This is a genomic window from uncultured Luteimonas sp. (assembly GCF_947492465.1).
Lineage (GTDB): Bacteria > Pseudomonadota > Gammaproteobacteria > Xanthomonadales > Xanthomonadaceae > Luteimonas.
In genome coordinates this window covers 769175-791554 of record NZ_CANLNF010000001.1, presented here as the reverse complement: position 1 = coordinate 791554, position 22380 = coordinate 769175, and the positions used below count along the sequence as shown (strand labels likewise).

Below are 22380 nucleotides of genomic sequence, written 5' to 3'. Positions count from 1 at the left end.
CATCGCGCGCATGGGCGAAGGGCTCCGCGCGTTGCTACAGTTCCCGCACCCAGATGTTGCGGAAGCTGACCTCGGAATCGTGGTCCTGCAGGTAGATCGGGGCGCAGCCGTGCGGGGCGTAGCTCGGCGGGCCCCGGTATTCGGTGGTGCCGGCGATCACGGTGTCGTCCTGCACCAGCACGCCGTTGTGCAGCACGGTGATGCGCGCGGGCGCAAGCAACCCGCCTCCTTCGGAGAAGCGCGGCGCCTTCCAGATGACGTCGTAGGTCTGCCAGGCGCCCGGCGGGCGCGAGGCGTTCACCAGCGGGATGGCCTGCTTGTAGATCGAGGCCGCCTGGCCGTTGGGATAGGTGGGATTGTCGTGGCTGTCGAGCACCTGCAGTTCGTAAAATTCCTGCAGGAAGACGCCGCTGTTGCCGCGGTTCTGGCCGTCGACACCGCGGATCTGCGTCGGGCTGCGCCACTCGATGTGCAGCTGGATGTCGCAGAAGCGCTGGCGGGTGCGGATGCCCTTGCTGCCGGGCACCACGGTGACGGCGCCGTCGGCCACCTTCCATGGCGCTTCCCCGCCCTGCTCCGACTCCCATGCCGCCAGGCTGCTGCCGTCGAACAGCACCACCGCGTCCGACGGCGCCGCGCCCACGGGCGTGGCCACGACCGCCGGCACCGGGGTCCAGGCTTCGGTCTTTTCCGGATCGGCCGACGGATCGTGGGCGAGCGCAGCGGCACTGGTCAACATGCCACCGGTGAGCAGGAGCATGCGTGCGGCCATGCGGTGGCGCGGCAAAGAGTGACAGCGGCGGCGCATCATCGTGTCGCCCATGCCGGCGTGCCCGGCTCGTAGGGCAGGTCACCGTCGTAGCCCCCGGGCACCGGGTCGTAGCGCAGCACTTCGGTCGCCCCCACCTTCGAGGTGAAGAAGCTGAAGAGCACCAGCTGCTTGATCATCGTGAACCAGTGCACCCCGCTCCCGCTGCCGGATCCGTCGGCGGCCACCCAGGCATTGCGCGCCTGTTCGCCCGCCTGCCGGTCCAGTCCGGTCAGCAGCTGCAGGCGGTCCGCCGCCGGCAGGGCCATGAAACTGCCGCCGGCGCGCTGGTCCAGGTCCACCAGTCCGGCGCGGAAGGCGGCCTGGTCATCGGGGCTGTAGCAGTCGGTGACGAAGCGCGCCATGAACGCGCCCACTTCGGCATCCTTCGCCCCGGGCGTGTCGGTACGCGGGATGATCGCCTCGGCGATCTCGTCGAGCAGCGCCACCTGTTCCGAGGTGAAACCGGCGTCGCCCTGCGCGACGGGTGCCCGCACGAGGACGTAGGCCGGCACGCCGACCATCGCCACGCCAGTGGCGCCCGCGATCATCTTCAGCAGTCCACGACGGTCCATCACAGGTTCCCCGCCTTGAGTTCGCGCACCGCATGGTCGGCGGCGCGCGCGGTCAGCGCCATGTAGGTCAGCGAGGGATTCACGCAGCTGGCCGAGGTCATGCAGGCGCCGTCGGTCACGTACACGTTGGGCGCATCCCACACCTGGTTGTGCGCGTTGAGCACCGAGGTCTTCGGGTCGCGTCCCATGCGCGCGGTGCCCATCTCGTGGATGGCCCGGCCGGGGACGGGCTTGCCATCGTAGGTCTGCACGTCGCGCACGCCGGCCGCCTCCAGCATCTCGGCGGCATCGGCGGCCATGTCCTTGCGCATGGCCCGTTCGTTGTCGCGGATCGTCACGTCCATCGCCAGCACCGGCAGGCCCCACTTGTCCTGCGTGCCGCGGTCCAGGCGGATGGTGTTGTCGTGGTAGGGCAGCATCTCGCCGAAGGCGGTCATGCCGATGGTCCAGTCGCCCGGGGTGCCCAGTGCTTCCTTCAACCCGGCCCCGATCCCCAGTTCGGCCACGGCCCGCGACCAGCCCTGCCGGCCTGCCCCGCCCTGGTAGCCGAAACCCCGCAGATAGCCGCGGCTGTCATCGCCGACGTTGCGGAAGCGGGGGATGTAGAAGCCGCACGGGCGGCGTCCCGAGTAGTACCTGTCCTCGTAGCCGTCGACGATGCCCTGGGCGCCGACCTCGAAATGGTGGTCCATGACGTTGTGGCCCAGCTCGCCCGACGAGGAACCCAGCCCGCCTTCCCACACGTCGGTGGCCGAGTTCATCAGCACCCAGGTCGAATTGAACGCGGAAGCGTTGAGGAAGATCACCTTGGCCGTGTACTGGTAGGTCTGTCCGTTCTCGGCATCGATGATCTCCACGCCGCGCGCACGCTTGCGGTCCTTGTCGTAGAGCACTTCCTTGACGATCGAGAACGGACGCAGGGTGAGGTTGCCGGTCTGCATCGCCGCCGGCAGGGTCGCCGACTGGGTCGAGAAGTAGGCGCCATAGGGGCAGCCGAGGATGCACTTGTTGCGGTACTGGCAGTTGGCCCGGCCCTGCTCCGGACGCGGCTCGGTGATATTGGCGGTGCGCGAGTGGATCATGTGGCGGCTGCCGCCGAAGGCCTTGCGGATGCGTGCGGCCACGTCCTTCTCGACCACGTTCAGCGGGATCGGTGGAAGGAACTTGCCATCGGGCAGCACGTCCAGACCCTCTACGGTGCCGGCGATGCCGGCAAACGTCTCCACGTGGTCGTACCAGGGCGCGATGTCTTCATAGCGGATCGGCCAGTCGACGGCGATGCCCTCGCGCGCGTTGGCCTCGAAGTCGAGCTGCGAGAAGCGGTAGCTCTGCCGCCCCCACATCAGCGATCGCCCGCCGACGTGGTAACCGCGGAACCAGTCGAAGCGTTTGGTCTCGGTGTACGGACACTCGGTTTCGTCGGCCCACATCCCGTCGGTACTCTCCGACAGCGGGTAGTCGCGGCGCAGGACCGGGTGCGCTTGCTTCATCGCCTGGGTGGGCACGTTGCGATGCGGGTAGTCCCAGGCCTCCTTGTGCGCGTTGACGTAGTCCTTGATGTGCTCGATGTTGCGGCCGCGCTCGAGCATCAGCACCTTGAGTCCCTTCTCGGCCAGCTCCTTGGCCGCCCAGCCACCGCTGATGCCCGAGCCGACGACGATCGCGTCGTAATGGTTGTTCGCCATGGATGACTGTTTCCTGGGGTTGGCGTGGTCTACACGTCGCAGAGGCGGATGGCCTCGCGCAGGGAGGCAACCGGATCGGGCGCCGAGGGCATGAATTCCTGGGCGATGAATCCGCCGAAGCCGGTGTCGCGGATGGCGCGGCAGATCGCCGGGTAGTTGAGCTCCTGCTGCTCGCCGATCTCGTGCCGGCCCGGCACGCCCGCGGTGTGGTAGTGCACGAACCAGCGATGGTCGCGGCGGATGGTGGCGATGATGTCGCCCTCCATGATCTGCATGTGGTAGATGTCGTAGAGCAGGCCGAAGTGCTCCGACCCCAGCTTCTCGCACAGCGCCACGCCCCAGGCGGAGCGGTCGCACAGGTAATCGGGGTGGTCGACGCGCGAGTTCAGCAGTTCCATCACCAGCCTGACGCCGCGCTTTTCCGCATGCCCGAGGATGCGCTTGAGGCCGGCGGCCGAGTTGGCCATGCCTTCGGCCGGATCCATGCCGTTGCGGTTGCCGGAAAAGCAGATCAGGTTGCGATAGCCGGCATCGGCCACCAGGTCGATGTGGCGGGTGTAGCGCGCCACCAGTTCGTCGTGGAAACGGGATTCGGCAAATCCCTTCTCCAGCCCGAGCTCGGCGCCGTTGCACATCGAGCTGTGCACGCCATGCGCCCGCAGCGTGGGCCAGTCGTCCGGGCCGACCAGGTCGATGGCGGAAAAGCCGATCCGCTTCACCGTCCGGCACAGCTCGGCGACCGGCATCTTTCCGAACGTCCAGCGCGCCACGGAGTGCTTCAGGTTGGCCTTGAGCGGCTGCGCGGCGACATCGCTGGCGGGGACGAGCCCGGCCGCCGCAAGCCCCAGTCCGCCCACCATCGTGGCGCGCAGCGCGTCGCGCCGGGTGATCGTGCGCTTCAAGTCAGGCCTCCGCGGGTCGGCCCGGCCGGCGGTCCGGGCATGCGCCCGCCCGCGGTCGGCCGCACGGCGGCATGGAGACGCTGCCGGAGTCGCACGCAGGAAACGTCGCGCGGCAGCCGGAGCAGGCGCGTACAGAGGGGGTCATGAATCACGGTGACCGGGACACGCACTGCCTGTGCGCCGGCCGCGCGCGGCCTGCTCGACGAGATGCCCATTCTCCACCGGCCTCCCAACCGGTACAGACACGCGAATCCGCTCGGATGCAATCGATTGCACGATAGCAATCGCGTTCCCGATTGCAAGACCCCCCGGCGCGACCTGGAAACCCGGTCACCTGCCTCGGCAAGGCCGGGTGGATGGGAGCGCAGGCGCGTCCGCCTCCCCCAGCGGGCGTCCCGTCCCCGCCGACCGTCCAGGCGACCGATCCCTGTCGCGGCGGGCCCGGCATGCCTTAAACCCTGCGCCCTGTCCCGGCATCGGACTGGATATGCTGATCGCGACGATGAGTGCATCCCAGGACGAGAGCGGCGCCGCGACCGACGTGGACCAGGCGCTGGCGCGGGCTTCGGCCGGCGGCGACATGGCCGCGTTCGAGGCGCTGTACCAGCGCCACGCGGGCCGCGTCCATGGCGTGATCCTGCGCCTGGTGGGCCACCAGCACAGCCGCGCCGAGGACCTGACCCAGGAGGCCTTCGTCCGCGCCTGGCAGGCGCTGCCGGGCTTCCGCTTCGAAAGCGCCGTCGGCACCTGGCTGCACCGCCTGGCGGCGAACACCGCGCTGATGGAGTTGCGCAGCCGCCGCGGCGGGCCGGCGATCGACAGCGGCGAGGATGCGCTGGAAGGCATCGGCAGCGGTGACACCGCCGGGCACCGCACCGCCCTGTCGATGGACCTGCAGCAGGCCGTCGACAGCCTCCCGCCCCGGGCGCGCGCCGTGCTGGTGCTGTACGACATCGAGGGCTGGACGCACGAGGAGATCGCCAACGCGCTGGACATGGCGATCGGCAGTTCGAAGGCACAGCTGCACCGCGCGCGCAGGCTGCTGCGCGCCAGGCTTGGAGATTCCGCATGAACGACCCCCGCCACGACCACGACCTGCCCGCCGCGCTGCGCATGCAGCTGCGCACGCTGCGCACGCCCGAGCCGCCGGCGCGCGAGCTGTGGCCCGACATCGCCGCGCGTCTGCCATCGCAGCCGCGGGCAGCGGCGGAACCGGCCCCGCGCCGGCGCCCGCGCCTGCTGCCGGCGCTGTCGGCCGCGGCCGTCCTTGCACTCGCCCTGGGCCTGGGCTGGCAGCTGCGGCCGTCCAGTCCGGAACCCGCGCAGGCGCCCCCGCTCGCGGACCGGCCAGCCCCCGCGCAGGCCGCGCCGCTGGTCGTGGTGGCCGATGCCATGACGCGCGAATACAACGGCGCCCTGCGCGAAGTGCCGGCACCGCGCCCCACCGCGCCCGGCTACCGCAGCCTGCTCGAACTCGATGCCAGCGCCGCCGCCGTGCGCGATGCGCTGGCGCAGGACCCCGATGCCGTCTTCCTGCTGCAGCGCCTGCAGCACATCCATGCCCGCCGGCTGGCGCTCACCCGGCAGCTTGCCAGCGCCTGACCGCCACCGAACCGTTTCCAGGAGAACCTCGATGAACACCCTGCCCCTGTCCCTTGCGCTGCTGTCCGCGCTGGCCATCGCCCCGGCCTTCGCCGCCACCCCCATCGACGAAACCCGCGCGCTGGATCCGCGCGGCAGCATCGACGTGTCGAACCTGAAGGGCCGCATCCAGGTGCGAGCCTGGGACAAGCCCGAAGTCAGGATCACCGGCAGCCTCGGCGATGGCGTGGAGCGCCTGCAGATCGAGGGCGACCGCAGGAACCTGGAGGTCAAGGTCCGCTACCCGCGCGGCAGCAACCGTGCGGAGCCCACCACCCTGATCCTCGACGTGCCGCAGCTGGCCGAACTGGAGATCGACGGCGTGGCCGTGGACATCGACGTCCAGGGCATGGCCGGCGATTCGCTCGACATCGAAAGCGTGAGCGGCGACATCGTGGCGGTCGGCGCGCCGCGCCAGGCCGACATCGGCAGCGTCAGCGGCAGCCTGCGGCTCAACCTCAACAGCCACAAGGTCGATCTGGAAAGCGTCAGCGGCAACATCGCGCTGCGTGGGCGCATCAGCGGCGAGATCGCGGCCGAGACCGTGTCGGGCGACATCCGCATCGACACCCGCGGCGAGCCGGCGCGGCGGCTGGACACCAGCAGCGTCTCGGGCAACGCCAGCTATGTCGGCGGACTGGCCGCGGGCGGCCGCATCACCGTCGAGTCGGTGAGCGGCGACATCCGCCTGACCCTGCCGAAGTCGCTGTCGGCGCAGGTGCACGGCGAAAGCTTCAGCGGTGGCCTCAGCGCACCGGGTGCGCACATCGACAAGCCCCGGTATGGACCGGGCGCGAGCTTCGAGCACACTTACGGCAGCGGCGATGGCGAAGTGCGGATGGAGACCTTCTCCGGACGCGCGGAGCTGGTGCTGGAGTGATCTTCGCTGGCCGCGCCGGCAGAATCGCCGCGGCCCGCATCCGTGTGGATTCCCTCTTCCAGCACCGTGAACCGCTGCGCTGACGCAGCCCGCGGCAGCCGCGGCAGCGCAGCCCGTCGCCATCGCCGGCCACCGCCGATGCACGCCGGGACCGATGCTAGTATCCGGCGATCCGCCGCGGCCGGGTGTCGCGGCGCACTCCGGGGATAAAGGCATGGTCCGCTCGACGCTCGCGGTACTGCTGGGCCTGCTCGTCGCGCTGGCGACGATCCTGCTGCTGGAATACCTGGGCATGTCGCTGTTCCCGCTGCCGCCCGGCATCGCCCTGGACAGCGAGGAAGACCTGGCGCGGCTGGTCGCCGCGGCCGGCCCCGGCAAGCAGCTGTGGGTGCTCCTGGGCTGGACGCTGGCGAGCCTGACCGGCGGCTGGGTCGCGGCGCGCGCCAGCGGCCGTCATCGCGTCGGCGCGGCGCTTGCCGTCGGCGGGCTGATCGTGGCGGGCGTGCTGCTCAACGCCAGCCTGCTGCCCCACCCGGCGTGGATGACGACGCTCGGCGTGCTGCTGCCGCTGCCGGCGGCATGGGCTGGCGCGCGCCTGGCCGGGCGCCGCACCCCGCCTGCCTGATCCGCTCCCCGTCGAGGAACCGAACCGATGCAGGCTTCGCTGCTGACCACCCTGCTGTTGCCGCTGGCCCTGGGCGTGATCATGTTCGGCCTCGGCCTGGGCCTGACCATCGACGACTTCCGCCGCGTGGCGCGCTATCCGCGCGCGGTGCTGCTGGGGCTGCTGCTGCAGACCGGCGTGCTGCCGTGGGTGGCACTGGCGCTGGCACTGCTGTTCCGGCTGCCGCCGGAGCTGGCGGTGGGGCTGATGCTGCTGGCCGCCTCGCCCGGTGGCGCCACCGCCAATATCTACAGCCATCTCGCCCATGGCGACGTCGCGCTCAACATCACCCTCACCGCGATCAACAGCGTGCTGTGCCTGGTCACCCTGCCGGTGATCCTCAACCTGTCGCTCGAGTATTTCCTCGGCGCGGGCCAGTACGTGCCGCCGCCGGTACGCAAGATCGTCGAGGTGGCGGTGATCATCGTGCTGCCGGTGGCGATCGGCATGGCGGTGCGCCGCTTCGCGCCGGGCTTCGCCATGCGCATGGAAAAGCCGGTGCGGCTGCTGTCGGTGCTGGTGCTGGCGCTGCTGATCGTCGCGGCCGTGGCCCAGGCCTGGAGCACGCTGCTGGCCTGGTTCGCCGTGGTCGGCCTGGCCTGCCTGCTGTTCAACCTGGCCAGCATGGGCTTGGGCTATGCCGCGCCGCTGGCGCTCCGGCTGCCGCGCAGGCAGGCGGTGGCGATCGCCATGGAGATCGGCATCCACAACGGCACCCTGGCGATCTTCATCGCGCTCAGCGTGCTGGGCAACGCCGCCATGTCGGTCCCGGCAGCGGTGTACAGCCTGCTGATGTTCTTCACCGCCGCGGGATTCGCGTGGTGGTCGGCGCGTGGCGCCGCGGATCGCTGAAGGGCGCCGACCTAGAAACGAGGCCGGCTCTCCCGCATTGGCGGCTTTCCCCGCACCATGGGGAAAGCCGCCGGTGCGCGCTCACTCGACGATACGGAACTCGCCGTAGGGCTCAAGCTGTCCGGCGATCGCCTGGCGGTCGCCGACCACGATGATCGACTGGTCGCCCGGATCGAAGTACTTGCGCGCGATCGCCTGCACCTGGGCCGCATCCACCTCGCGGATCCGGGGCACGTAGCTGGCCAGGAACTCCGAAGGCAGCCCGACCAGCCAGTTCGACGCCAGGGTCGCGGCCACCGCGCCCTGCAGCTGGTTGCTGATCAGGTAGCCGCCGGCGACGTAGCGCTTGGTGTCGAGCAGCTCCTGCTCGGGCACCGGCTCGTTCGCGAGCCGCTCGAACTCGCCGAAGAATTCCTTGAGCGCGGCGCCGGTGACCTCGTTGCGTACGTCGGCGCCGGCCTGCACCCGTCCACCCTTGCGCGAAGGCGAGAAGCCCGCGCTGGCGCCGTAGGTATAGCCCTTGTCCTCGCGCAGGTTCTGGTTGACGCGGCTGCTGAAGCCGCCACCCAGCACCGTGCCGGTGAGGATCGCGGGCACGTAGTCCGGATCGGTGGCGGGAATGGCCGGACGGCCCAAGCGCACGGTGGCCTGCACGCTGCCGTCGCGCTGGATCAGCACGCGCGCGGGTTCCGCCTCGCGACGCGCAGCTGGCGTTTCAGGGGCTTCGGCACCGGCCGCCTTCCAGTCCCCGAACGCCGATTCGGCCAGCGCGAAGGCCTCGGCCGGTTCGATCCGGCCGGTCACCACCAGCAGCGCACGGTCGGGATGGAAGCGCGCCGCATGTGCCTGGCGCAGCGCGGCGGGGGTGACGGCCGTGATCGAGGCTTCGGTCTGCTGCGTGCGCGCGTAGGGGTGGTCGCCATAGGTGGCGGCAAGCAGCGCGCGGTTGGCCTTGAACGCAGGCTGCGCCTCGGCCGCCTTCAGCGCCTGCAGGGCATTGGCCTGGGCCAGCCGCACCTCGTTGTCGGGGAACGACGGACTGCGCGCGATCTCGGCCAGCAAGCGCAGCATCGGCGCGGCGTGACGAGTCAGCGCGCCGGCGTAGACCAGCACGCCATCGTTGCTGGCGCTGGCGCCGACGCTGCCGCCATAGGACTGCGCGGTTTCGGCGATCGCCCTGGAATCGCGCTGTGCGGTGCCTTCCGCCAGCAGTCCGGCGAACAGGCCGGCGAAGCCCTGCGCATCGGCAGCATCCGCGCCATAGCCGGCATCGCGCACCGCCAGCACGTAATCCACGCGGGGAATGCCGTCGCGCGGCACCACCCACACCTCCAGTCCGTTGGCCAGCGTCTTCTTCCCGATCTGCGCGACCGGCAACGGCTTGTCCGCGCCATAGGGGGGCAGGTCTTTCGGCAGGTCCGCGGCGGCGGGGGCGGCCAGCGCCACACCGGACAGCGCCAGGGACACGGCCAGCACGAGCATGTTCATCGAAGTCTTCATGGTCATCTCCTTATTCCCCGGCCTTCGGGGCCGCGTCCTTCGCGGCCAGCATCGCTTCGGGCACGCGGTCGATCACGGTGCGGTTGGCGGCGGTGAGGTAGGTCCGGGCCGCGCGCTGCACGTCGGCCGAGGTCACCGCGTCGATCCATCCCGGGATCTCGTTGGCGACGGCGGCATCGCCCCACAGCAGCTGCAGCTTGGCCAGCGTGTCGGCGCGCGAGAGGAACGACTCCATGCCGTCGTACCAGTCGGCCAGCAGCCGGGTCTTGACCCGTGCCAGGGTCGCGTCGTCCACCCCGTCGGCGACGATGCGGGCGATCTCCTCGTCCACCGCCGCCACCACCGCGTCGGCATCGGCGGTGGGCTTGTACAGCGCGAACACGGTGAACAGCGTCGGGCCGTTGTACTCCCACTCGCTGGTCAGGCCGTACAGCGAGTCGACGTTGAGCGCCAGCTCGCGGCCCTTGACCAGGCCCTGGTACAGGCGCGAGGCATCGCCGTTGGCCAGCAGCGCGCCGAGCACCGACATCGCCGGCTGGTCCTTGCTGCCGCGCCCCGGCATCTTCCACGACATGGCGATCGCCGGCACCTGTGCCAGCTTGTCGGGCTGCTGGATGCGCTTTTCCTGCGTGTTCAGGCCCTCGCTGAAGTCCGGGCCGGCCGGCACCGGTCGCGCCGCGATGCCGCCGAAGTACTTGCGCGCCAGGGCGAAGCCTTCTTCCGCCGAGATGTCGCCGGCCAGGCCCAGCACCGCGTTGTTGGGGCCGTAGTAGTCGCGATGGAAGGCCTTGACGTCCTCGAGCGTGGCCGATTCGAGATCCTCGAAGCTGCCGTAGCCGTCGTGGTTGTTCTCCCACTTCTGGAAGGCGTTGAAGCCCACGTCCAGCCACATGAAACCGCCGTAGGGCTGGTTCTGCACGTTGACCCGGATCTCCTCCTTCACCACGTCCTGCTGGTTCTTCAGCGTGGCCGGGTTGAAGTCGAGCATGCGCATGCGGTCGGCCTCGAGCCACAGGATCGGTTCGATTGCCGAGGACGGCGCGATCTCGACGTAGTTGGTGAAGTCCGGGCGGGTGGAGCCGTTGTTGCGGCCGCCGCCGCCGGTGATGACCCGGTCGAACACGCCCTCGGGCGCGTTCTCCGAGCCCTCGAACATCAGGTGCTCAAACAGGTGTGCGAAGCCGGTGCGGTTGCGCGGCTCCAGGCGCATGCCGATGCCGTAGACCACGCTCACCCCGACTACCGGCGAGCTGCGGTCCTCGGACACGACCACGGTCAGGCCGTTGTCCAGCGTGGTGACGGCCACCGGGATTTCCCAGCGGTCGTCGTCGGCGGCAAGGGCCGGCCACGCGGCCAGCAGCAGCGACAGCGTGATTCCTGCGCGGATCGACTTCATGGGTGCCTCCTGCCCCGATGCGGAAGCGCACACACTACCCGAGCACCCGCCCGCATGGGGAGGCCGGACGTCATGCCCGGGGCTCCATGGCTCAGGCGCCGGCGGACTCCTCCACCCCGACGTTGCTCGACGCCCGCTCGTATACCTCGCGGTCCAGCAGCCCGGTCTGCCGCGCCACCAGCACCGGCACCAACACCTGGCCGGTGACGTTGGTCATCGTGCGCATCATGTCCAGCACGCGGTCGATCGCGTAGAGGATGCCGATCGCCTCCAGCGGCAGGCCCGCGGCGCTGATCACCACCGTGGCCATGATCACGGCGGTACCCGGCACGCCGGCCGTGCCGAAACTGCCCAGCACCGAGGCCAGGGCGATGATGAAGTACTGCCCGGTCGACAGCTCCAGCCCCATGAACTGGGCGATGAACACCGCGCCAAGCGCGGGGTAGATCGCACCGCAGCCGTCCATCTTGATGCTCGCACCCAGCGGCACCGCGAAGCTGGCGTAGTCCTTGTTCACGCCCAGGTTGTGGGTGGCCGAACTCAGCGAGAGCGGCAATGCGGCGAAGCTGCTGGAAGCCACGAAGCCGATCTGCATCGCCGGGGCGGCGCCGCGGAAGAACTTGAGCGGATTGAGTCCGTGCGCCAGCAGCAGGCTGCTGTAGACGACCACGATGTGGAAGGCGCAGGCCGCATACAGCGCGATCACGAACTTGCCCAGCGGCAACAACTGGCCGAAACCGTAGCTGCCCACCAGCGCCGCGATCAGGCCGAAGGTGCCCAGCGGCGTGGCCTCGAGCACGAAGCGCGTGACCTGGATCATCAGCTCGCGCGCCTGGTCGAACAGCGGACGCAGGCCGGCCGTCTTCTCGCCCAGCTTCACCAGGGCGAAGCCGAGCAGGCCGGCGAAGAAGATCACCTGCAGGATGGTGAAGTTGCTCGGCACGATGACGTTCTGGCCATCGTCGGTCTTGCCGGCGCCGAGCGCGGCCAGCGCCCGGAACGGGTTCTCGGGCACGATGTTGAACAGCACGTCGAGCGGACCGGGCACCTCGCGCTGGCGGTAGTTCTCGGCCACCTGCAGGCTGCTGGCGTCCACCCCGACCCCGGGCTTGAACAGCAGCCCGAACGCCAGCCCCACCGCCACCGCCAGCACGGCGGTGATCGCGAACCAGACGAAGGTGCGCCCGGCCAGCGCGGCGATCGAGCGCTGGCCGGCCAGCGAGCCCACCGCGCTGACCACGGCGAAGAACACCAGAGGGATCGCGATCATCTTGATCAGGTTGACGTAGACGGTGCCCAGCGGCCCGAACCAGGTCTGCGCGGCCGGACCCATCAGCCAGCCGGCCAGCACGCCCAGCACGAAGCCGGCGGCCACGCGCTGCCAGAACGGGATCTTGAGCCAGGCGTGGACGAGGGTCATGGGGGAGACGGCAAGGGCGCCGGACGGCGAGGCCGCCACCTTAGCCGACCCGTCCGGGCAGCGCGACGCGACGCGTGGAACGCCGCGCCGCGATGCGCGGGACAGCGGACGCCTGGCCGCGCAATGCACCTGGTCATGGCCCGGTCGCAGGCCGGCGGCATAATGGCCGGTTTCCGGATGCGCGCCCAACCGCGTCCGTCCCCTGCCCCGGGGACGACGCGGCCATGCGCCACCGGTACTCCTTCCCGTCCTGCCGGATACGCCATGCCCCGCCTGCTGCCCGCCGCCTCCGCCCTCTCCGCCGTCCTGCTCGCCGCCTGCGCGGCCACGCCGCCGCGCGCCGCCGCGCCCGCCGGCGTGTCGGTCGACGTACCCCCGATCAGCCATCCCGAGGGCGAAACCGCGCAGTGGTGGTACCGCAGCGGCGCCGCGCGCGCGGCGGCCAACGGCGCGATGGCCGGACGGGCGAAGAACGTCATCGTCTTCCTCGGCGACGGCATGAGCCTGACCACGGTCGCGGCCGCCCGCGTGTTGGAAGGCCAGCGCGCCGGCCGCCCGGGCGAGGAAAACCTGCTGTCCTGGGAGCATTTCCCGCACACCGCCTTCGCCAAGACCTACAACACCGATTCGCAGACCCCCGACTCGGCCGGCACCATGACCGCGATCGCGACCGGGGTGAAATCGCACATGGGCGCGATCGGCGTGTCGTCGAGCACGCGCAGCGACTGCGCCGGCAGCCTCGACCGGCAGTTGGTGTCCTGGTTGCGCCTGGCCGACGACGCCGGCCTGTCCACCGGCATCGTCAGCACCGCCCGCCTCACCCACGCCACGCCCGCGGCCGTGTACGCGCACGCACCCGACCGCAACTGGGAGAACGACACCGACCTGCCCGCCGAGGCGCGTGCCGCCGGCTGCCGCGACATCGCCCAGCAACTGCTCGACTTCCCCGCCGGCCGCGGCCCGAGCGTGGTGCTCGGCGGCGGTCGCGGCGAGTTCCTGCCGGCGTCGGTGCGCGATCCGGAGCTCGACGACAAGGTCGGCCAGCGCCTGGACGGACGCGACCTGGCGTCCGAATGGGTGCAGCGCCAGCCCGGCGCCACCTGGGTCTGGAACCGCGTGCAGCTGCACGCGGCGAAGGACGCCAGCGCCGTGCTCGGCCTGTTCGAGTACGACCACATGCAGTACGAGCACGACCGCGATCGCGGCGGGCAGGGCGAGCCCGACCTCGAGGAGATGACCCGCTTCGCGATCGAACGGCTCGCACGCGACGGCGACGGCTACGTGCTGCTGGTGGAAAGCGGCCGCATCGACCACGCCAACCACGAAGGCAACGCCTACCGGGCGCTGGACGAGACCGTGGCCATGTCGCGGGCGGTGCGCGCCGCGGCGGAGATGACCTCGGCCGAGGACACCCTGATCGTGGTCACCGCCGATCATTCCCACACGCTGGGCTTCGTCGGCTATCCGCGGCGTGGCAACGACATCCTGGGCAAGGTCCGCGGCCGCGTGAACGAGGACGACGACCCCAACCAGTACGCCCGCGACGCCCTCGGCCTCCCCTACACCACCCTGGTCTACGCCAATGGCCCGGGCTATGCCGGCGCCAGCGCCCGCCAGCCGGCCGGACCCAAGCGCCACCTGCATCGTCCGGGTTCATTCGAGCCGGCGCAGGGGCGCCCGGACCTGTCAGCCGTGGATACCGCACATCCGGACTTCATGCAGGAGGCCCTCGTGCCGTTAACCTCGGAGACCCATGGTGGCGACGACGTCGGCATCTGGGCCCGCGGGCCCGGCAGCGAATCCTTCCGCGGCACCCTGGAGCAGCACGTGATCCACCACCTGATCGTGCAGGCCACCCCGTCCCTGCGTGCGCGCCTGTGCGCGCTGGGCACCTGCAACAGCGACGGCGTGCCGGTCGAGCTGCCCGAACGGGCAGCTTCCGGAACCCGCTGAAAGACGTAACCACCGGACACGGTTGCGGCTCTTCCATCCACGAGGATTACCGTCCGCCAGGCAGGCGACGGCCCCGGCCACGCGCGAGTCGAGATGTCCGCAGTGCATTCGTTAGGCAGGTTGGGCTGGCGTCTCGCGCTGGGCGTGCTGCTGGCGTGCCTGGCCACGGTGTCCCAGGCCGGACAGGCGCCCGCGTCCGCGCGCTTCCTGCTGGCCGGCGCGCCGTCGGCCGAGCAGGCACCGATGCGCGCCTGCTCCGCGCCGATGCGCGCAGGCCTGCGCGAGCACCGGATCGAGGCGCCGCCCGGCGGCTGGTCCGGCACGCCACAGGCGATCAACGTGTTCAACGTGTTCGCCGGCGAGGTGATGGTCGCGCTCGGGGACCGCGAAGTCTGCGGGCGCATGCACGATGCGCGGACCCGCGATTCGCGCTTCCGCGCCAGCGTGGGCCTGGTGGCGGTTCCGGCGGCCGGCAGCACCGAGCCGATCCGCGTGGCCTGGGCCGACCCGCTGCAGCCCAACTGGCAGCCCACCGTGGTCCTGGGCGCGCCCAGCCCGGTGCAGCAGATGGACACGATGCGGCTGCTGGTGCGGGTGTCGTGCATGGCGATCGGGCTGGCGCTGGCGATGTCCGCGCTGATGGGCTTCATCGGCACGCGCGACCGCGGCTTCCTGCTGCACGCAGGCGTCTGCGTGGTGCTGGTCGCCGGGCAGGCGGTCCTCAGCGGCCTGAGCGGCTATCCCGTGCCCTGGCTGCCGGTGGCCGACCGCGAAGCCTGGTGGCTGACCGCATTCACCGCGTTCGCGATCGCCGCGCTGGTGCATGGCATCTGGAAGCAGTCGGGCATCGTTGCCGCGCTGCCCCGGCCGCGGCGGGCGGTGGCCTGGACCGTGAGCGCCGCGCTCGTGGCCGGGTTGCTGGTGCCGGCGCTGCCGCTGGCCGCGCTGCGCTGGATGATGCTGGGACTGGAAACCGGCTTCGGACTGGCGTGCATCGCCCTGCTGGCCGTGACCCTGCTGTCCCTGCGCCGCGGCGACCGCAGTGCCGTGCTCGGCGTGGTGTCGATCGCCCCGTTCCTGGCGATCATTGCCGCGGAACTGTCCGGCAGCCGGCTGCTGGTGTCCTACCGCATCGAGATCCTGCAGTTGGCGGTGACCTGGTTCCTGATCGCGATGGGCTACGCCCTGACCCGCCGCTTCAGCCACCTGCGCCTCCAGCACGACGCGATGCGGGTGCTGGCCGCCACCGACGCGCTGACCGGCCTGCCCAACCGGCGCAGCGGGCTGGCGCGACTGGAGCAGCTGTTCGGGCACTCGCGCGAGAGCCGCGAGCCGCTGACGGTGGGCTTCGTCGACATCGACCTGTTCAAGCGCATCAACGACGGGCACGGCCACGACGTGGGCGACCGCGTGCTGGTGGCGGTGGCCGACGCGCTGGCCGCCTCGATGCGGGGCCGCGAGGACGTGGTGCGAATGGGCGGCGAGGAGTTCCTGGTGGTGATGCCGGGCGTGGACCTGGCCACGGCGACCCCGCGACTGGAGCGGATGCGCCGGCGCGTGCGCGAAGCCGGCGATTCGCTCGCCATCGAAGGCCTGCAGGTGACCGCGAGCATCGGCCTGGCCAGCCTGCGCGAAGACGACGAGGATCCGGCCTCGCTGCTGCGCCGCGCCGATGGCGCGATGTACCAGGCCAAGCAGGCCGGACGCGATCGGGTCCACGCGGGCAGCTGACCGCCCGCGGGACAAGCGCTTCTCAGAACGGCTTGGCCAGCACCAGCCAGATCACGCCCAGCAGCAGGAACACCGGCACCTCGTTGAACAGGCGCAGCGCGCGCGAGGTCGGCAGCGCGCGGACGCCATCGGCGCGCTTGAGCCAGCGTCCGCCGAGGATGTAGTGCGCCAGCAGCAGCGCCACCAGCAACAGCTTGGCATGCAGCCAGCCGGTGCCGATGCCGACCATGGTCGGAAAGCCGGGAAGCACCCGGTACCCCAGCCACAGCACCACGCCCGCCACCAGCGCCAGCCCGAACATCACGTGGCCGAACCGGTACAGGCGCCGTCCCATCAGTACCAGGCGCGCACGCACCGCGGCCTCGTCGCCGGCCTCGACCAGGTTGATCAGGATCCGCGGCAGGTAGAACGCGGCCGCCACCCAGGCCATCACGAACAGCAGATGCGCGGACTTGATCCACAGGTAGGCGTGCATGTCGGATTCCGTCGGAGGTCGCGCGGCGACGCTGGCGAAGAGGCGCGCTATTGTAGCCGCCGCTTCCAGCCGCCCGACGCCATGCCCAAACGCTACGACCAGCGCTATTTCGACACCTGGTACCGCCGCCGCGGCATCGGCGGCGCGCAGCGCCTGGCGCGCAAGGTCGCGCTCGCGGTCGCCACCGCCGAGTACCACCTCGAGCGTCCGCTGCGCAGCGTGCTCGACATCGGCTGCGGCGAGGGCGCGTGGCGCGCGCCGCTGCTGCGGCTGCGTCCGAACGCGCGCTACCTCGGCTTCGACAGCAGCGAGTACGCGGTCGCGCGCCATGGCGCGCGCCGCAACCTGCACCTGGCGCGCTTCGCCGATTTCGGTTCGCTGCGGCCCTGCCCGCCGGTCGACCTGCTGGTGTGCAGCGACGTGATGCACTACCTGCCGCTGAAGGAACTCGACCGCGGCCTGCCCGGGCTGGCGGACCTGTGCGGCGGCGTGGCGTTCCTCGAATGCTTCAGCCGCGAGGACGAGACCGAGGGCGACGAGGAGGAGTTCCAGGCCCGCCCGGCCGCATTCTACCGGCGTCGCTTTGCCGCCTTGGGGCTGCGCCAGGTCGGCTCCCACTGCTGGCTCTCGCCGGCGCTGGCCGGCAGCGCAGCCGCCCTGGAACTCGCGCCGGTCGGCGCCTGAACGGCCGGCGGCGGCGTCCGCCAGGCCTCGCACGGCGTTGACGGGGCCCGCCCGTCGATCGGTTATGCTGCGACGCAGCAGCCGCTACCCGCCACGCCGATGCTCCTCTACCAGTTCCACGAACTCACCCGCTCCTGGATGACCCCGCTCACCTACTGGGCGGAGGCCAACGCACGCGCGTTCTCCACGCCGGGCAGCTGGCTGTCGGGCATGCCCGGCGCCGAACGCGTGGCCGCGGCCAACGAGCTGGTCCACCGCATCGGCAAGGACTACGAGAAGCCGGCCTTCGACATCCACTCGCTGCAGTGGGAAGGCGAGGTGTATCCGGTGGTCGAGAAGACCGTCCGCGCCACCCCCTTCTGCAACCTGCTGCGCTTCAAGCGCTACACCGACGATGCCGGCAACCTGTCGGAAATGCGCGGGCAGCCGCCGGTGCTGATCGTGGCGCCGCTGTCGGGCCATCACTCCACGCTGTTGCGCGACACCGTGCGCACCATGCTGCGCGACCACAAGGTCTACATCACCGACTGGGTCGACGCGCGCATGGTGCCGAAGGAGGCCGGGCCGTTCACGCTCGACGACTACGTGCGCACCATCCAGGACTTCATCCGCCTCATCGGCGCGAAGGACCTGCACGTGATGAGCGTGTGCCAGCCGACCGTGCCGGTGCTGGCGGCGATCTCGCTGATGGCCGCGCGCGGCGAGGAACTGCCGCGCTCGATGGTGATGATGGGCGGCCCGATCGACGCGCGCCAGTCGCCGACCTCGGTCAACAACCTCGCGACGCGCAAGCCGCTGTGGTGGTTCGAGAACAACGTCATCCATCCGGTCCCGCAGAACTACCCAGGCGCCGGCCGCCACGTGTACCCGGGCTTCCTGCAGCACACCGGCTTCATGGCGATGAATCCCGAACGCCACTTCATGTCGCACTGGGACTTCTACCAGAACCTGGTCAAGGGCGACCTCGACGACGCCGACTCGCACCGCCGCTTCTACGACGAGTACAACGCGGTGCTGGACATGCCGTCCGAGTACTACCTCGACACCATCCGCATCGTGTTCCAGGAACACCTGCTGCCGCGCGGGCTGTGGGACGTCGGCGGCGAGCGTGTGGATCCCGGTGCGATCAGCGGCACCGCGCTGATGACGATCGAGGGCGAACTCGACGACATCTCGGGACTGGGCCAGACCCGGGCCGCGCACGATCTGTGCACCGCGGTTCCCGAGAACCGGCGCGAGCACTACACCGTGCCCGGCGCTGGCCACTACGGCATCTTCAGCGGCCGCCGCTGGCGCGAACAGGTCTATCCGAAGGTGCGCGATTTCATCGCCGCGAATGTGGCGGAGGAAGGCAAGCGTGCACCGGCCGAGCGCAAACGCCGCGCCGGCAAGCCCGCACCCCGCCCGAAGCCTGCCTCCCCGCGCTGAGCGCGCCCGCGCACCGTCGCCACTCAGTCCCGCAGCGGCACCCGGATCACGCTGTCCGTGTGCCAGTCCACCACCAGCGGTTCGCCGGCGTCCGCAGCGGATTCATCGCTCACGTCCTTGCCCGTGCCCATGTTGACCTGGTGGTGGGCGTCCTTGAGGACGTCCACCACCACCAGCAAGCGGCTGCCTGCCGGCATGCGACGACCCGTCATCCGGGTGCGTTCGAACGGCAGCGTCGTCCACTGGCCCGGCACCAGCAGCTCGCGCCGGGTCATGTCGCGGGCGTGGCTGGCGCGCCCGACGTAATACGACAGCTGCATCGCGCTGCCGTCCGGCCGCAGCTCGTAGAGCACCACGCTGAAATCGAAATCGCGCTTGTTGCTGCGCACCTTCAGCGCGCCGGAGAAGCTGCCGACCACCGAGGTCGGCTCCCGGAAGGGCGCACTGGCAAAGGCGTAGCCGCCGCCGACATCGACCCGGTCGAGCACGATCGGATCGGGGTAATAGGCACCGTGTCCGTTCGAGCGGTCGGCGAGATCGACGCGCCTGTCCAGCCAGCCCGCCCGTGAGGCGGGCGTCTGTGACAGCAGCCGGAACCTGCCCGCGGGCGCGTCGGTCAGGTGGAACGCGACCGGTTCGGCCGCGTCCGCGAGCGAGGGTGCATGCCCCCACGCATCCGCGCCCATCAGATGGTAGTTGACCCGGTCGCGCAGCAGCGCGGGCCGGTCGCCGCCGCGCAGCACGTGGTCGAGCCACTGGAACGTCAACTCGCGCGTGTCGAACTGCGCGGATGGATCCAGGTCGTAACCGCGCAGCGACCTCGGCTTGAACGTCGCCTGCGCGCCGAAATGGTCGTAAGGGCCGATCACCAGATAATGCTGCGCGTCGGGCCGGTGGCGCAGATGTTCCTTGAAATACTGGAGCGCCGAGATCTGCCCGTCGTCGTAGTAGCCGGTGATGCTGAGGACCGGAATGTCGATCCGTGCGAAGTCCTGGTCGTAAGGCACCATCGCCTGCCAGTACCCGTCATAGGCCGGATGCGACAGCCAGCGCTGCAGCCATGGATTGGGCGTGCCGTCGACCCGGTCGATCTCGCGGTACGGCCGTCCGCTGGCGTACCAGGCTTCAGGCAGCCGCTGCCAGCGCCCGCTGTCGTGGTAGGTCGCCGTGTCGAGCAGGCGATCATTGGCGACGTAGAACGGCCAAGCGTAATTGGCGCTGAGGAAGACGTTGTTCTCCATAGGCAGGCCGAGCCCCGGGATCGCCGCCACGTACGGCACGATCGTCTTCAGCGCCCTGGGCATGCGCTTGGCCGCGGCCCAGGCCGCGAAGCCCGAATAGCTGCCGCCGTACATGCCGACGCGCCCGTCGCTCCAAGGCTGGCGGGCGACCCATTCCACCGCGGCCGCGGCATCGTCGGCCTCCGTTTCGTAGGGCCGGATCGCGTCGGTCCCCAGGCGCTTGCCGCGCGCATCGACCACCACGCCGGCGTAGCCCCGCGCCGCGGCTTCCACCGCGCTGGCGCGATTGGCGGTCGGATCTGTGTAGATGGTGAACAGCATCGCCGTCGGCTGCGGCGCCTGCACCCTGCGGCTGCGGGCGACCACCGCCGAGAGGGTCGCACCCGTGGGGGTATGGATCAGCGCCTCCTCGTCGATCAGATAGCGGCCGGCCTCGTCGGCGGCTGCCAGGGCGGGCGCCCGGCTCGCCACGGCGCGGTAGGTTGCGAAGAAGGCCTGCCTGCGTGCCAGGTTCACAGCATCGTCCAGCCCGATGCGGTCGCGCCCCTCGAGCGCCGCCAGCGCGGCGTGCAGGCTGGCGCGCGCGCCCTCCACATCGGCCACGAACCAGTAGGCGGTGCGCTGCGCTTCCAGATCGTCGAGTCCATCGAAATAGACGGCGAACACGCCTGCGAAGGCAGCATCGAAGTCCCTGTCCTGGCCAGCGGCACGCAGGTACAGCAGGTACGGCACCCATCGCCTCGCGCGATCGATGTCGCCGGCGGCCGCCAGTTCCTGCATGACCGCCGCGACCGACCGGGCCGCCTCGGCCGGCTGTCCGGCCGCGATCTGCAGGTGCGCCATGCCCGCCGCTGGCACTTCGGCCGCACTCCGCCCGACGGCATCGAGTACGTCGCGCGACAGCACGGCGATGGCCCTGGCGTTCGCCTGGTCGTCGGCCGAAGGCGCCGCGGCAAAGGGGAACTCGGGCGCGGACGCCCATGCCAGCCACGGCGCGAGCAGCAGCAGTAACGCCAGCGCGCACGCGTTCTCCCGGAACCGTCTTGCCATCACCTGCTCCCTGCACCGAGGTACCACCACTGCGCCCACGTCCGGCCGCTGCCCGACGCGGGGATCGCCGGCGCGGCGCCGCTTCATGCGTGCTGTGCCGTCTTCACCAGCAGGTGCTTGGCGAACAGCCCGTGCAGCCGGCCGATGCCGCGCGCGATGTGCATGGTCGCGAACAGCAGCACGATTCCGCCAATCAAGGCCAGCGGCAGGCTCCAGTCGGGCAGCGAGGTGGCGACTTCGTCGCCGCTGACGGACAGCAGCTGCCAGCCGCTGATGTGGACGTGCGCATCGGCGATGCCGGTCCACACCAGGACCGGCGCGGCGATGCAGGCCAGCGAGAGCGCCAGCAGGGTCACCACCACGGTGAAATAGAAGGTTCCCAGCGGCAGCATGAGCACGAAGTACAGCAGCGTGGTCCAGGTTCGCGGGTCGGTGAACATGTCGCCGATGCGCTGCCAGAGGCTGCGACCGCGCATGGTGTACAGCGGCCGGCGCGGCATGCGTTCGCCCAGCATCACTTCCACGATCCGGCCCTCAACCAGCGAGAGCACGCGCACCGAGCCGAAGAACAGGATCAGCAACGGGATGCCGACGATGGTGATCGACAGGCCCACCGAGAGCGAGAAGCCGGTGACCACCCAGGTGAAGTAGAAGATGCCGGTCGCCAGCGACAGCACCATGTAGAACAGCGAGGCGTAGGCGCGCGGATCGGCGAATACCCCGAAGAACCGGCCAAGGGCCGACTGGCGCGGCCGCGGCGGCGGCGCGCGCAGCGCGGTCTGCACCTTGACCTCGGTGTCGCGGTAGATGTCGGCGACCTCGTCGGGCGCGCCATAGCTCGAGGCCACGGCGGCGATGACTTCGGCCTCGCTGCGGCCGGGGTTTTCGGCCAGCTCCGAACGCAGGTATTCCTCCGCGTCGTAGAGCGCGTCCTGGACCAGCGCTGGATCCGCGCCCGCCAGCGAACGCCGCAGCTGTTCGAGGTATTCGGGAATGGTGGTCGGCAGGCGTTCGCTGTTCATTCGCGGTGTCCCTCCAGGACGGCGTCGACGGAATCCCGGGTCGCGCGCCACGCGGCGGCCCAGTCGTGCAGGGCCTTTCGCCCTGCGCCGGTGATGCGGTAGTAGCGCCGGGGCGGGCCGGCGTCGGATGGCTCGACGAAGCTGTCCAGCAGGTTCGCGGCCTGCAGGTTGCGCAGTACCGGATAGAGCGCGCTCTGCTTGCCGCTGAGCACGCCCTCGCCGAAGCGTTCCAGCGTCTTGGCGATCTGGTAGCCGTACATCGGCTCGCCCGACGAGGCCAGCACCGCCAGCAGGGCGAGCGATACGGTGCCGGCGCTCAGTTCCTTCTGGAACTTGCGCAGCTGCACCTCGCCCTGGTCGTCACCGTTGCCCATCGCGCTCTCCGCCCATGGGAGAATGCTATTGCGAAGTTCGCTATAGCGGATGTGCCATTAGTCCCGCCGGGCGCGAATCGGCCACAATCGGTTGCATCG

General features: G+C 70.4%; 20 protein-coding genes. 9 read left to right on the top strand and 11 right to left on the bottom strand.

Annotation, left to right across the window (positions count from 1 at the left end):
• Nucleotides 1-34 precede the first annotated feature (34 nt).
• The 4 genes from Q0863_RS03560 to Q0863_RS03545 are packed head-to-tail and all read right to left on the bottom strand — an operon-like array spanning nt 35 to nt 3928.
• Nucleotides 35-760, bottom strand: coding sequence for a DUF1080 domain-containing protein (locus Q0863_RS03560; protein ID WP_298575888.1), 726 nt, complete (start codon nt 758-760; stop codon nt 35-37).
• A gap of 47 nt (nt 761-807) precedes the next feature.
• Nucleotides 808-1383, bottom strand: a complete 576-nt coding sequence (locus tag Q0863_RS03555) for a gluconate 2-dehydrogenase subunit 3 family protein (RefSeq protein ID WP_298575096.1) — start codon at nt 1381-1383, stop codon at nt 808-810.
• On the bottom strand, nt 1383-3068 hold the full coding sequence (locus Q0863_RS03550) for a GMC family oxidoreductase (protein WP_298575094.1): 1686 nt from the start codon (nt 3066-3068) through the stop codon (nt 1383-1385). The genes Q0863_RS03555 and Q0863_RS03550 overlap by 1 nt, the downstream gene beginning before the upstream one ends.
• Nucleotides 3069-3097: 29 nt before the next feature.
• Nucleotides 3098-3928: a TIM barrel protein gene (locus Q0863_RS03545; RefSeq protein ID WP_298575885.1), complete on the bottom strand. Its 831-nt coding sequence runs from the start codon at nt 3926-3928 to the stop codon at nt 3098-3100.
• Nucleotides 3929-4472: 544 nt separating this feature from the next.
• Between Q0863_RS03545 and Q0863_RS03540 the strand changes: the two genes are divergently transcribed.
• From Q0863_RS03540 to Q0863_RS03520, 5 genes are all read left to right on the top strand, one after another.
• On the top strand, nt 4473-5042 hold the full coding sequence (locus Q0863_RS03540) for a sigma-70 family RNA polymerase sigma factor (RefSeq protein ID WP_298575092.1): 570 nt from the start codon (nt 4473-4475) through the stop codon (nt 5040-5042).
• Complete coding sequence (locus Q0863_RS03535; RefSeq protein ID WP_298575090.1) at nt 5039-5572, top strand: hypothetical protein; 534 nt, start codon at nt 5039-5041, stop codon at nt 5570-5572. Before Q0863_RS03540 ends, Q0863_RS03535 begins: the two co-directional genes overlap by 4 nt.
• Before the next feature lie 31 nt (nt 5573-5603).
• Nucleotides 5604-6491 carry a DUF4097 family beta strand repeat-containing protein gene (locus Q0863_RS03530; protein WP_298575088.1) on the top strand — a complete coding sequence of 296 codons (888 nt, stop codon included), beginning with the start codon at nt 5604-5606 and terminating at the stop codon, nt 6489-6491.
• 214 nt (nt 6492-6705) lie between these two features.
• The gene (locus Q0863_RS03525) at nt 6706-7116 is read left to right on the top strand and encodes a hypothetical protein (RefSeq protein ID WP_298575086.1); all 411 of its coding nucleotides are present in this window, start codon (nt 6706-6708) and stop codon (nt 7114-7116) included.
• Nucleotides 7117-7143: 27 nt separating this feature from the next.
• A complete protein-coding gene (locus Q0863_RS03520; protein ID WP_298575084.1) occupies nt 7144-8007 on the top strand; it encodes a bile acid:sodium symporter family protein in 864 nt (287 codons plus the stop codon).
• An 81-nt stretch (nt 8008-8088) separates the two neighbouring features.
• Here Q0863_RS03520 and Q0863_RS03515 read toward each other — a convergent pair whose 3' ends face one another.
• The 3 genes from Q0863_RS03515 to Q0863_RS03505 form a co-directional block, all read right to left on the bottom strand.
• Nucleotides 8089-9507: a pitrilysin family protein gene (locus Q0863_RS03515; protein ID WP_298575082.1), complete on the bottom strand. Its 1419-nt coding sequence runs from the start codon at nt 9505-9507 to the stop codon at nt 8089-8091.
• A 10-nt stretch (nt 9508-9517) separates the two neighbouring features.
• A complete protein-coding gene (locus Q0863_RS03510; protein WP_298575080.1) occupies nt 9518-10903 on the bottom strand; it encodes a pitrilysin family protein in 1386 nt (461 codons plus the stop codon).
• 91 nt (nt 10904-10994) lie between these two features.
• Nucleotides 10995-12323 carry a dicarboxylate/amino acid:cation symporter gene (locus tag Q0863_RS03505; protein WP_298575078.1) on the bottom strand — a complete coding sequence of 443 codons (1329 nt, stop codon included), beginning with the start codon at nt 12321-12323 and terminating at the stop codon, nt 10995-10997.
• A 264-nt stretch (nt 12324-12587) separates the two neighbouring features.
• Here Q0863_RS03505 and Q0863_RS03500 point away from each other — a divergent pair, with 264 nt between their 5' ends.
• Together Q0863_RS03500 and Q0863_RS03495 are read left to right on the top strand one after the other, a co-directional pair.
• Nucleotides 12588-14276 carry an alkaline phosphatase gene (locus Q0863_RS03500; protein WP_298575076.1) on the top strand — a complete coding sequence of 563 codons (1689 nt, stop codon included), beginning with the start codon at nt 12588-12590 and terminating at the stop codon, nt 14274-14276.
• A gap of 120 nt (nt 14277-14396) precedes the next feature.
• Nucleotides 14397-16007, top strand: a complete 1611-nt coding sequence (locus Q0863_RS03495; protein ID WP_298575074.1) for a GGDEF domain-containing protein — start codon at nt 14397-14399, stop codon at nt 16005-16007.
• 22 nt (nt 16008-16029) lie between these two features.
• Here Q0863_RS03495 and Q0863_RS03490 read toward each other — a convergent pair whose 3' ends face one another.
• On the bottom strand, nt 16030-16482 hold the full coding sequence (locus Q0863_RS03490) for a CopD family protein (protein ID WP_298575071.1): 453 nt from the start codon (nt 16480-16482) through the stop codon (nt 16030-16032).
• An 81-nt stretch (nt 16483-16563) separates the two neighbouring features.
• Between Q0863_RS03490 and Q0863_RS03485 the strand changes: the two genes are divergently transcribed.
• The gene (locus tag Q0863_RS03485; protein WP_298575069.1) at nt 16564-17166 is read left to right on the top strand and encodes a class I SAM-dependent methyltransferase; all 603 of its coding nucleotides are present in this window, start codon (nt 16564-16566) and stop codon (nt 17164-17166) included.
• A 99-nt stretch (nt 17167-17265) separates the two neighbouring features.
• On the top strand, nt 17266-18594 hold the full coding sequence (phaZ, locus tag Q0863_RS03480; protein ID WP_298575067.1) for a polyhydroxyalkanoate depolymerase: 1329 nt from the start codon (nt 17266-17268) through the stop codon (nt 18592-18594).
• Nucleotides 18595-18617: 23 nt separating this feature from the next.
• Here phaZ and Q0863_RS03475 read toward each other — a convergent pair whose 3' ends face one another.
• The 3 genes from Q0863_RS03475 to Q0863_RS03465 all read right to left on the bottom strand — a co-directional run bounded on the left by Q0863_RS03475 (nt 18618) and on the right by Q0863_RS03465 (nt 22281).
• Nucleotides 18618-20885 carry a CocE/NonD family hydrolase gene (locus Q0863_RS03475; protein WP_298575065.1) on the bottom strand — a complete coding sequence of 756 codons (2268 nt, stop codon included), beginning with the start codon at nt 20883-20885 and terminating at the stop codon, nt 18618-18620.
• 83 nt (nt 20886-20968) lie between these two features.
• A complete protein-coding gene (locus Q0863_RS03470; RefSeq protein ID WP_298575063.1) occupies nt 20969-21907 on the bottom strand; it encodes a sensor domain-containing protein in 939 nt (312 codons plus the stop codon).
• On the bottom strand, nt 21904-22281 hold the full coding sequence (locus Q0863_RS03465) for a PadR family transcriptional regulator (RefSeq protein ID WP_298575061.1): 378 nt from the start codon (nt 22279-22281) through the stop codon (nt 21904-21906). The genes Q0863_RS03470 and Q0863_RS03465 overlap by 4 nt, the downstream gene beginning before the upstream one ends.
• Nucleotides 22282-22380: the final 99 nt, after the last annotated feature.

Bases quoted from the DNA above. Each gene is read 5' to 3' on its own strand.
- Q0863_RS03475 (WP_298575065.1), bottom strand. From the start codon at position 20,885: ATGGCAAGACGGTTCCGGGAGAACGCGTGCGCGCTGGCGTTACTGCTG.
- Q0863_RS03550 (WP_298575094.1), bottom strand. From the start codon at position 3,068: ATGGCGAACAACCATTACGACGCGATCGTCGTCGGCTCGGGCATCAGC.
- Q0863_RS03555 (WP_298575096.1), bottom strand. From the start codon at position 1,383: ATGGACCGTCGTGGACTGCTGAAGATGATCGCGGGCGCCACTGGCGTG.
- Q0863_RS03530 (WP_298575088.1), top strand. From the start codon at position 5,604: ATGAACACCCTGCCCCTGTCCCTTGCGCTGCTGTCCGCGCTGGCCATC.
- Q0863_RS03545 (WP_298575885.1), bottom strand. From the start codon at position 3,928: ATGGTGGGCGGACTGGGGCTTGCGGCGGCCGGGCTCGTCCCCGCCAGC.
- Q0863_RS03465 (WP_298575061.1), bottom strand. From the start codon at position 22,281: ATGGGCAACGGTGACGACCAGGGCGAGGTGCAGCTGCGCAAGTTCCAG.
- Q0863_RS03535 (WP_298575090.1), top strand. From the start codon at position 5,039: ATGAACGACCCCCGCCACGACCACGACCTGCCCGCCGCGCTGCGCATG.
- Q0863_RS03510 (WP_298575080.1), bottom strand. From the start codon at position 10,903: ATGAAGTCGATCCGCGCAGGAATCACGCTGTCGCTGCTGCTGGCCGCG.
- Q0863_RS03515 (WP_298575082.1), bottom strand. From the start codon at position 9,507: ATGAAGACTTCGATGAACATGCTCGTGCTGGCCGTGTCCCTGGCGCTG.
- Q0863_RS03470 (WP_298575063.1), bottom strand. From the start codon at position 21,907: ATGAACAGCGAACGCCTGCCGACCACCATTCCCGAATACCTCGAACAG.
- Q0863_RS03505 (WP_298575078.1), bottom strand. From the start codon at position 12,323: ATGACCCTCGTCCACGCCTGGCTCAAGATCCCGTTCTGGCAGCGCGTG.
- Q0863_RS03485 (WP_298575069.1), top strand. From the start codon at position 16,564: ATGCCCAAACGCTACGACCAGCGCTATTTCGACACCTGGTACCGCCGC.
- Q0863_RS03490 (WP_298575071.1), bottom strand. From the start codon at position 16,482: ATGCACGCCTACCTGTGGATCAAGTCCGCGCATCTGCTGTTCGTGATG.
- phaZ (WP_298575067.1), top strand. From the start codon at position 17,266: ATGCTCCTCTACCAGTTCCACGAACTCACCCGCTCCTGGATGACCCCG.
- Q0863_RS03525 (WP_298575086.1), top strand. From the start codon at position 6,706: ATGGTCCGCTCGACGCTCGCGGTACTGCTGGGCCTGCTCGTCGCGCTG.
- Q0863_RS03500 (WP_298575076.1), top strand. From the start codon at position 12,588: ATGCCCCGCCTGCTGCCCGCCGCCTCCGCCCTCTCCGCCGTCCTGCTC.
- Q0863_RS03520 (WP_298575084.1), top strand. From the start codon at position 7,144: ATGCAGGCTTCGCTGCTGACCACCCTGCTGTTGCCGCTGGCCCTGGGC.
- Q0863_RS03540 (WP_298575092.1), top strand. From the start codon at position 4,473: ATGAGTGCATCCCAGGACGAGAGCGGCGCCGCGACCGACGTGGACCAG.
- Q0863_RS03560 (WP_298575888.1), bottom strand. From the start codon at position 760: ATGCTCCTGCTCACCGGTGGCATGTTGACCAGTGCCGCTGCGCTCGCC.